This is a genomic window from Lichenibacterium ramalinae (genome assembly GCF_004137085.1).
Classification (GTDB): domain Bacteria; phylum Pseudomonadota; class Alphaproteobacteria; order Rhizobiales; family Beijerinckiaceae; genus Lichenihabitans; species Lichenihabitans ramalinae.
Window position 1 is genome coordinate 269,486 of record NZ_QYBC01000005.1, and the last position, 8,581, is coordinate 278,066.

At 67.8% G+C, this 8,581-nt stretch carries 9 protein-coding genes and 1 pseudogene; 7 read left to right on the plus strand and 3 right to left on the minus strand.

Features of this window, described 5'->3' with window-relative positions; translation table 11 throughout:
- Nucleotides 1-136: 136 nt before the first annotated feature.
- From D3272_RS08110 to D3272_RS08130, 5 genes and pseudogenes are all read left to right on the plus strand, one after another.
- A pseudogene (locus tag D3272_RS08110) lies at nt 137-979 on the plus strand (tryptophan--tRNA ligase); the annotation flags it as partial.
- 261 nt (nt 980-1,240) lie between these two features.
- A complete protein-coding gene (locus D3272_RS08115) occupies nt 1,241-1,552 on the plus strand; it encodes a chorismate mutase (protein ID WP_281010672.1) in 312 nt (103 codons plus the stop codon).
- A gap of 31 nt (nt 1,553-1,583) precedes the next feature.
- Nucleotides 1,584-2,474 (plus strand): TIGR01459 family HAD-type hydrolase, encoded by an 891-nt coding sequence (locus D3272_RS08120; RefSeq protein WP_129218643.1) that lies wholly within the window; start codon nt 1,584-1,586, stop codon nt 2,472-2,474.
- Nucleotides 2,475-2,586: 112 nt separating this feature from the next.
- Complete coding sequence (locus D3272_RS08125; RefSeq protein WP_129218644.1) at nt 2,587-3,333, plus strand: LuxR family transcriptional regulator; 747 nt, start codon at nt 2,587-2,589, stop codon at nt 3,331-3,333.
- A gap of 78 nt (nt 3,334-3,411) precedes the next feature.
- Nucleotides 3,412-4,050 (plus strand): acyl-homoserine-lactone synthase, encoded by a 639-nt coding sequence (locus D3272_RS08130; RefSeq protein ID WP_129218645.1) that lies wholly within the window; start codon nt 3,412-3,414, stop codon nt 4,048-4,050.
- A 110-nt stretch (nt 4,051-4,160) separates the two neighbouring features.
- On the opposite strand, the gene D3272_RS08135 is transcribed toward D3272_RS08130, so the two are convergent.
- From D3272_RS08135 to D3272_RS08145, 3 genes are all read right to left on the minus strand, one after another.
- Nucleotides 4,161-4,571, minus strand: coding sequence for a c-type cytochrome (locus D3272_RS08135; protein WP_428977966.1), 411 nt, complete (start codon nt 4,569-4,571; stop codon nt 4,161-4,163).
- A gap of 126 nt (nt 4,572-4,697) precedes the next feature.
- Nucleotides 4,698-4,988 carry a hypothetical protein gene (locus D3272_RS08140; protein ID WP_129218646.1) on the minus strand — a complete coding sequence of 97 codons (291 nt, stop codon included), beginning with the start codon at nt 4,986-4,988 and terminating at the stop codon, nt 4,698-4,700.
- A gap of 206 nt (nt 4,989-5,194) precedes the next feature.
- Nucleotides 5,195-6,235, minus strand: coding sequence for a PAS domain-containing protein (locus D3272_RS08145; RefSeq protein WP_129218647.1), 1,041 nt, complete (start codon nt 6,233-6,235; stop codon nt 5,195-5,197).
- Nucleotides 6,236-6,583: 348 nt separating this feature from the next.
- Here D3272_RS08145 and D3272_RS08155 point away from each other — a divergent pair, with 348 nt between their 5' ends.
- Complete coding sequence (locus D3272_RS08155) at nt 6,584-7,915, plus strand: tyrosine-type recombinase/integrase (protein ID WP_245496437.1); 1,332 nt, start codon at nt 6,584-6,586, stop codon at nt 7,913-7,915.
- Nucleotides 7,916-7,979: 64 nt separating this feature from the next.
- A complete protein-coding gene (locus tag D3272_RS08160) occupies nt 7,980-8,549 on the plus strand; it encodes a hypothetical protein (RefSeq protein ID WP_129218648.1) in 570 nt (189 codons plus the stop codon).
- Nucleotides 8,550-8,581 lie beyond the last annotated feature (32 nt).

Sequence of the window (8,581 nt, forward strand, 5' to 3'; positions counted from 1 at the left end):
GTCAAATCGTGCTGGTGGCGCTCCCTTTAGGGAGCGGCCCGTCGTTCATGCGACCGCTGCCGCCGTCCGAGGCGAGCACGGTTCACGTCACATCCAAGGCTCGGCTCGACGGCGGCTCAATCCTCGGAGAGCCTTCATGTCGCCGTCCCAGACACCCGTCGTCCTGTCGGGCGATCGTACCACCGGCCCGCTGCATCTCGGGCATCTCGCGGGGTCTCTGCGGAACCGCGTCGCCCTGCAGCATACGCACCGGCAATTTCTGCTGCTCGCCGACGCCCAGGTGCTGACCGACAACGCCGCCGATCCCGGCAGGGTCGCCCGCCACGTACTTGATGTCGCGGCCGACTATCTCGCCGTCGGCATCGATCCGGTGGCGTCGGTGATCTGCGTGCAGTCCGCGCTTCCAGCCCTGGCGCAATTGACGGGGCTGTACCTCAACTTCGTTTCCGTCGCCCGCCTCTAACGCAATCCCACCGTGAAGGAGGAGATCCGGGTGCGTGGCTTCGGGCGGGACAGCCCGGCGGGGTTTCTGTGTTACCCAGCCGCGCAGGCCGCCGACATCACGGCATTCAAGGCCGAGTTGGTCCCTGTCGGCGACGACCAGGCGCCGATGGTCGAGCAGTCCAACGAGATCGTTCGGCGTCTCAACCGTCAGGTCGGCCGAGCCATTCTGCCCGAGGCGCGGACCCTGCTCACCGAGACCGGACGGCTGCCGAGCCCGGACGGCCGTGGCAAGATGGGCAAGTCGCGCGGCAATGCCATCACGCTGTCGGCCTCGGACACCGAGATCACGGCGGCGGTCGCCGCCATGTATACCGACCCCGGCCACCTCAGGGCCGCTGATCCCGACCGCGTCGAGGGCAATGTCGTCTTCGCCTACCTCGACGCGTTCGACCGTGACGGCGATGCGGTCGCCGACCTCAAGGCACAGTACCGGCGCGGTGGCTTGGGCGACGTCGCCCTGAAGCGGCATCTGACGACCGTGCTGCAGGACGTCATCGGGCCGATCCGCGAGCGTCGGGCCGAGATACTGCGGCGTCCGGACACGCTCAGGGACATCCTGCGCGACGGGACCGCGCGAGCCGATGCGGTGACGCGCGACACCAAAGGGGAAATCTACGAGGCGCTGGGCCTGTTCGCCTGGGCGAAGCCGTCCGGCGACGGGCGGGTGTCGCGCGTCGCTCCGGAACCCGCGGTCCCGCGCGCTGACGGTCTGCCAGGCGCTCGTTCCCTCCGAGAGGTGCGCGACGCCATCGACAGCATCGACCGCGACATCGTTCGGTTGATGGCCGAGCGGGGCACCGAGGTGAAGCGGGCGGCGCGGTTCAAGACCACCACCGCCGGCGTCGCGGCGCCTCATCGCGTCGAGGAGGTCATCGCGAATGTGCGATCCCTCGCCACGCGGATGGGCCTCGCGCCACGCATCGCCGAAGCCGCCTACCGTCCGATGATCGCGGCCTTCATCGACGTCGAGCGCGAAGCCTTCGCGGCGCAGCAGGCATCCGATGCCGAAGGGCCAGAGGCGGCCGACGGCCCGCCCGCCCCGCCTTGACACGCCGGGCTCCGGGTTTAAGCCCCGGGGCATGACTCAAGCTTCCACGCCCATCCTGTCCGGCCTCCGCGAGGTCGCCGACCGCTACGACGTCGTCCTGTCGGACGTCTGGGGCGTGCTGCACGACGGCAAGCGCGCCTTCCCGGGGCCGGCCGAGGCGCTGGCGCGCTTCCGCCAGGGCGGCGGCACCGTGGTGCTCATCACCAACGCCCCGCGGCCCAATGCCCCCATCCGCGAGCAACTCGACGCTTTCGGCGTGCCGCGCGACGCCTACGACGACATCGTCACGTCGGGGGACAGCACGGTGGCGCTGATCGCGGCACGGGGGGAGGGGCCGTTCTACCACATCGGGCCCGAGCGCGACCGCGCCCTGATGGACGAGGTCCAGGCCAGGACCGGGCGCCGGCCCGCGCTCGGCGCCCTCGACGAGGCCGCCCACGTCATCTGTTCCGGCCTCTTCGACGACCGGTCCGAGACGCCCGACCATTACGAGGCCACCTATGCCTCCATGCGCGAGCGTGGGGTCGAGATGATCTGCGCCAACCCGGACGTCGTGGTGCACGTGGGGGACCAGCTGATCTTCTGCGCCGGCGCGCTGGCGGAGCGCTACGAGGCGCTGGGCGGCACGGTGCTCTATGCCGGCAAGCCGCACGCCCCGATCTACGACCTCGCCCTGTCCCTCGCCGCCCGGAGCCGCGGCCGCGACGTCGATCCCCGGCGCGTGCTGACGGTCGGGGACGGCATGCGGACCGATGTGGCGGGCGCCGTCGGCCAGGGCCTCGACTGCCTCTTCGTCACCAACGGCATCCACCGCGACGACACGGGACCGGGGGACGGCACGCTCGACCCCGCCGCCCTGGGCCGCTTCCTCGCCGCCGCCCCGCACCGGCCCGCCTTCGCCATGCCGGACCTCGCCTGGTAGGCGCGGAGGCAGCGCGGAAGCCTGCGGACGGGCCGGCCGAGGCCGACCTGACATGGGCGGTCTCCGCATCCTATGATAGACCCCCTCGTGATGACGGAGGGGAGCGATCACCATGTTCTTCAGCGACCGACCGATGGATGCCCTGTTTCTCGAGACGATCGAGCAGGCAGCCCAAGTCGGGACAAAGGAGGAAGTCTACACCCTGCTGCAGGGCATGGTGGCGGCCTACGGCCTCAAGAATGCCGCCTATATGGTGGTCAACCTCCCGCATCGGAACCATCTCGACCCACAGATCTACGTCACCTATTCGATGGAGTGGGTGGACCACTACAAGAAGCGCAACTTCGTCCGGTGCGACCCGGTGCTGCTCCAGGGATTCGGGTCGATCCTGCCGGTCGACTGGGGCGACTTCGACCTGTCGAAGCGACCGGTGCGATCCCTGTTCGGCGAATCGCGGGAGTTCGGCGTCGGCCGCCAGGGCATCACGCTTCCGGTCCGGGGCCGGTTCGGCGAGCAGGCCCTCCTGACCATCACGTCCGACGATGCCGACCCGGAGTGGAACAGGAAGAAGATCCTGTACATGCGGGACTTCCAGGTCATCGCCTACCACATCCACCGCATGGTGCTGCGCGTCGAGAACATCTCGGAACAGCAGATCCATCTGGCGCCGCGCGAGATCGATTGCCTGAAATGGACCGCGATGGGCAAGACCGTGCAGGAGGTCGCGCAGATCCTCGGCGTGGGCCACCGGACGGCCCGCTTCTACTTGGAGTTGGCGCGCCATAAACTCGACGCCGTCAATATAACCCACGCGGTCGCCAAAGCCGTGAGCCTCAATATCATCTCCGGAGGAATGTAAATCCGGCAGATCTGCCGTATATAATACTTACGTAGCGTAAAGCAGTTTCACCTCCGTGATCTTATCACGGAGGTTACGATGATATATTTGGTGAATGGGGCGGATGCCGGGCAGTATCGGCAATGGATGGACGAGATGCATGTCATCCGGGCGAAAGTGTTCCGCGATCGCCTGGGCTGGGACGTCGAGGTCGAGGACGACCGCGAGCGGGACCGGTTCGACGCCGCCAACCCCCTCTACCTCCTGTCCGTCGATGGCCGGGGGCGCGTGCAGGGATCGCTGCGGCTGCTGCCGACGACGGGGCCGAACATGCTGCGCGACGTCTTTCCGAGCCTTCTCGAGCCCGGCGACATGGTGGAGAGCGCCACGATCTGGGAAAGCTCGCGCTTCTCGCTCGACCCCGACAGGGCCGCCGAGGTCACGTCCCGCAAGCTGAACCGGGTCACGACCGAACTCCTGTGCGGCATCGTCGAGGTGGGGCTCATGGTGGGCCTGAGCTTCGTCGTCTCGGTGTTCGACGCCCGCATGGTGCGGATCTTTCGGGCGGCGCAATGCCCCGCCGACATGATCGGCACCCCTCGGAAGATCGGCAAGGCGATGACCTATGCCGGGCTGTTCGACATCTCGGAGGCGGCGTGGAACGCCATCGCGGCCGCCGGCGGCATCGGCGACCGCGTCATCAGCCGGGACAGCGACGCCCCTGCCCAGGCGGCTTGACGGGGCGGCCCGAACGCGAGGGACCGGCGGGGACAGCGGCCCGCCTGGCGGGGACAGCGGACGACCCGCTCCCCCGCCGTGCCGAAGCCGGTCGCGCCGGTCCCTCTCCGTCAGGGCAGCTTCTTGCCATCGGCGCCGAAGGACTTCAGGTAGGCCGTGACGTTGTCGATGTCGCTCTGACGCGACAGGCCCGCGAAGGCCATCTTGGTCCCGGGGACCTTGGCCTTGGGGTCCCTGATGTAGTCCTTGAACGTCGCCTCGTCCCAGACCAGGCCGGAGGTCTTCATCGCCTCCGAATAATTGTAGCCCGGCAGGCTGCCGGCGTGGCGGCCGATCAGCCCGTTGAGCTCGGGACCGACGGCCGTATGGGCGCCCTCGCCGATCTGGTGGCAGGACCGGCATTTCGTGAAGACCTTCTCGCCCATGCCGACGTCGCCGACCGGCGGCGCATCCTCGGCGGCGGCGGCCCCGGCCGCCACCATGACCACTAGCCCCAGCAGGGCTGCCTTCAGCGCATCCATTCTGTCGACCTTCTCTCGTGCGGACCCCGTCCGCATGTCACGCCGGCGCGAAACACGCCAGCTTCAAAGCGCCGGGCGCGTCGCCGTTCCAGGCCGACGTCCAGCGCGCGCGAGGCCCGCCGTCGGTCAATCCCCGTTGCAGTCCGGCGTGTTGGCGTCGCCGGGCTGGAACCTGTCGGGATCGATGCCGGGATGGTCCCCCGGCAGGCGCTGAACGAATTCGTCGATCCGCTCGCTGGGGCGCGTCACCAGCCCGGAGGCACCCATCAGCGTGACGACGTCCTGCGGACGGTCGCGCAACGTTTCGGCGTGCACCTGTTCCAGGAAGCCCACGGCGTAGCGCACGGCCTCGGCCTCGTCCGGGGCCGCGAAGCCGTGCGGGTCCTGGGTCCCCACCGCCAGAATATAGTCCGCCATGTCGATGCTCCCGGGCTCGTCCCGGGACCGGAACGCGGCGCGGGCCGGCAAGATCCGCCCGGGCCTGTCCGAGGACGACCGCGACATCGTGTTGGGCACGGCGATGTCGCGGTCTCCCGAGCCGGCGCGACGGTCGTCTGCCGCCGTCTCGCATTCAGCTACGGACGCGAAGGCGGAAGGTTTCGCCACCGCGTCCGTCGCTCGCATCAGCGTTTGGCGATGGCGATGCCGCTGCCCTCGACGAGCAGGAAGACGATGCCGCCCGCCCGCAGGGCCGCCAGGGCCCGCGGCAGGCTCCGCGCCGCCTCGCCCAGGCCGTCCTCCTCGAGACGCCGGATGGTCGAGAGCGACAGCTTGCTGGCCCTGGCCAGGTCCGACATGGACCAATCCAGCAGGGCGCGCGCGCCGCGGATGTGGTTGCCCTTGATGCCCTCCTCCAACCCGCGCTTCAGGTCGCCCTCGGGCCGGAGCGCCGGGCCTTCGAGGCGGGACGCCAGGGTGGCCCACCCCTGGACCTCGCCGCGGTCGCTCTTGATCGGGACGTAGACGAAGCGGAAATCCCCGCTGCCGCCATCGGCCAGCACCAGCCGCTTGGCGATGGCGAAGGGCTCCTGGCCGCGCAGGCCGTCCCGGACGGTGTCGAGCACGCGCGATCGCTCCTCGGCGACCACGACGCTGAGGCAGTCGTCCTGGAACTCCGCCTGGGTGCATCCGGTCAGGCTCAGGATCTCGTCGGAGCCCGAGCGCGCCGAAGCCGTGTGGGCGGCGGTGTTGATCCAGGTCTGGGCGTAGTCGAACAGGGCGCGCCGACGGCGGCGCTCCTCGGCCTGGGCCCGCGCGGTCTGCTCCTGCTGGGTGACGTCGACCAGCATGGCGGCGGCCGATTGCGGGCGGCCTTCGGGGGTGAAGTAGACCTCGCCGCGGCTCGACAGGATCCGCATCGTCCCATCGGGACGGATGATCCTGAACGTCTGTTGCCGCAGCTGGCCGCCCTGGACGATGTCGGCGTGGGTTTCGAGCCCCGGGCGGTCGTCGGGATGGGCGAGGTTCAGCAGCAGGTCGTAGCTCGGAGCGACGCCGGCGGGCAGTCCGCACATGCGGAACAGGTTCGGCGACCAAGCGTGGTGGTCCGGGCGGAAGGTCCAGATCCAGGCGCCGGTGAGGCCCTGCGCCTCCATGATGCGGGTGAAGTCCCGGGTGAAGGGCGCCATGTCGCCGGCGAAGGGCATCATCGCTTCAGGTGTCATGATGCGTCACCAATCCCAGCCGCCCCGTGGTGGGACCGCCATTCCCAGGCACCGACGCGGCACGACGGGTTCTGGATCGCAGGGTCTGCAGCGCCCGGCCCGTCCTTCACGGAAGGTATGGCCGTCCTGCAGGCGGACACAACCGAATGGGACGATACTCTAACCTGGGTGGATCGCAATGCAACCTGCGCCCGCGATCCGGACCCGCGCGGCTCTCCGGCCGAAGCGGGAAAGAAGTCTCAGGAGCGGGGCAGGACCGAAAGTCGGGGAAAGATCTGTCGTTATGGCGCGGTCGAAGAGATTCGAACTCCTGACCCCCAGATTCGTAGTCTGGTGCGTCGAGTGAGCATGAGGCAGCAGACATCAGCAAAAGAACTGATTTTCCTCGCTTTTCTCGTGACACCCTCAGATTTTTGTGAGCATTTGGAAGCACGAAGCGGCGCACTGTTGCTTCCGATTTGCTTCCGGTTTGGGATGAAGCTCACCAAGGCCAACCTCGCGCGGTTCGTGTTCCCGGCCGGCAAGACCGAGCACGTCCTCTATGACGAGGACCTCGCTGGCTTCGGCCTGCGCATGCACCCTGGCGGCCGGCGGACGTGGTTCGTCCAGTACCGGTTGGGGCAGAAACAGCGGCGGCTCAAGATCGGCACGGCCGATCAAATCGATGCTGAGGAGGCGCGGCGGAAAGCCAAGGCCGCCCTCGCCAAGGTGCACCTCGGCACCGACCCCGCGCTCGAGACCGAGGAGGCCAAAGCCCAGGCCGCTATCACCCTGACGCTCACGGTCGAGGACTACCTCGCTAGGTACGCTTCGAAGCGGCTGAAGCCGGGAAGCCTCGCCGAGGTCGAGCGGCATCTCCGGCGGCATTGGAAGCCGCTGGGCGAGCGCCCGCTGGCGTCGATCAAGCGCGCTCTCGTCGCGAAGCGGTTGGCGGAGATCGCCCGCGACAATGGCCCGTTCGCCGCAAACCGGGCTCGAGCCGCGCTGTCGGCTCTCTTCAACTGGTCAATCGGCGAGGGCTTCGTCGACGACAACCCGGTAGCCGGCACGCACCTTCCTACGGAGGAGGTGAAGCGAGACCGTGTCCTGACCGACGACGAGGTTGCGCTCGTCTGGCAGCATGCCGGGGCAGGGGACTTCGGGCTCATCGTCAAACTCCTCACTCTCACGGCGGCGCGACGCGACGAGGTCGGCAGCATGGCTTGGTCCGAGCTGCATGGGTCCACCTGGACGGTTCCGGGGGACAGGACCAAGAATGGTCGTCCCCACGAGTTGATGCTCCCACCGGCCGCCATGGCGGTGCTCGTGGCCCAGCCTGCACGTGAGGGCCGGGACCTCGTGTTCGGATCCGGGTCAGGGCCGTTCTCGGGCTGGTCGAAGGCAAAGGCGGAACTCGATGCCCGCATGCTGGCGGTGCGGAAGGCCGAGCGCGGCGCCAAGGCGGTGCTGGAGCCCTGGCGGCTGCATGACCTGCGGAGAACCGCGGCAACCCGCATGGGCGACCTCGGCGTCCAGCCGCACGTCGTCGAGGCGGTGCTGAATCACATCTCGGGATCGAAGGCCGGTGTCGCCGGGATCTACAATCGCGCGGCCTACCGCGACGAGAAGCGGGCGGCGCTGGTGTTGTGGGCCGACCGGCTAGCGGAACTGACGGAGGCTAGTGATGGCACCGAAGGGTGACCCGCACGGGGCCACGGTGGCGGAGCGCGTTCGACTCCTTCGAGAGCCTGTGCGAACCGGCAACATGACGCCACGCGAGGCGGACGATCAGGCCATCAGTGTCGGGCTGCCGCCCAGCTACGACGGCTTCGCAGATCTGGGCGACATCACCGTAGGCGTCACATGGTGGCTTCCGCTGGCGGTGTTCTTCTACGCCTGGCGCGACCTCAACCGGGTCCGCATCGAGTGGGAGCGATACCGAACGTGGGGTAGGTATCTCTGGCGCGACCCGGTAACTGATCCTCAGGTCATGTCTCTGGAAGCGGCTGAGGAGATGCTGATCGATGACCTACGCGCTGGTCTGCTTAAAGCATTTGGAGCAACTGAAGATCGAGCGACGGTGCTGATCTCACATACAGAGTGGGAAACGCTTACAATTCAGAAGGAAAACCAGCTTTGGTGGGCCACCGATGAAAACGGAGCGGTCAGATACAAAGCTATTTTTGTGCTGCGTCACGAAGTCGTTCCTTTATGGCTGCAGGAGGTAGCGCTTGCTGCTGGTAGTTCAGCGCGCAGGGAGCGATCGGGATCCAGTCAAGGCGGTCGCATTCTAGAGTCTGTCAGGCACTTTTGGAACCATACCCTGTATGTCTGATGTAGGCGGCACATTCCTCGGGTGAGAACATG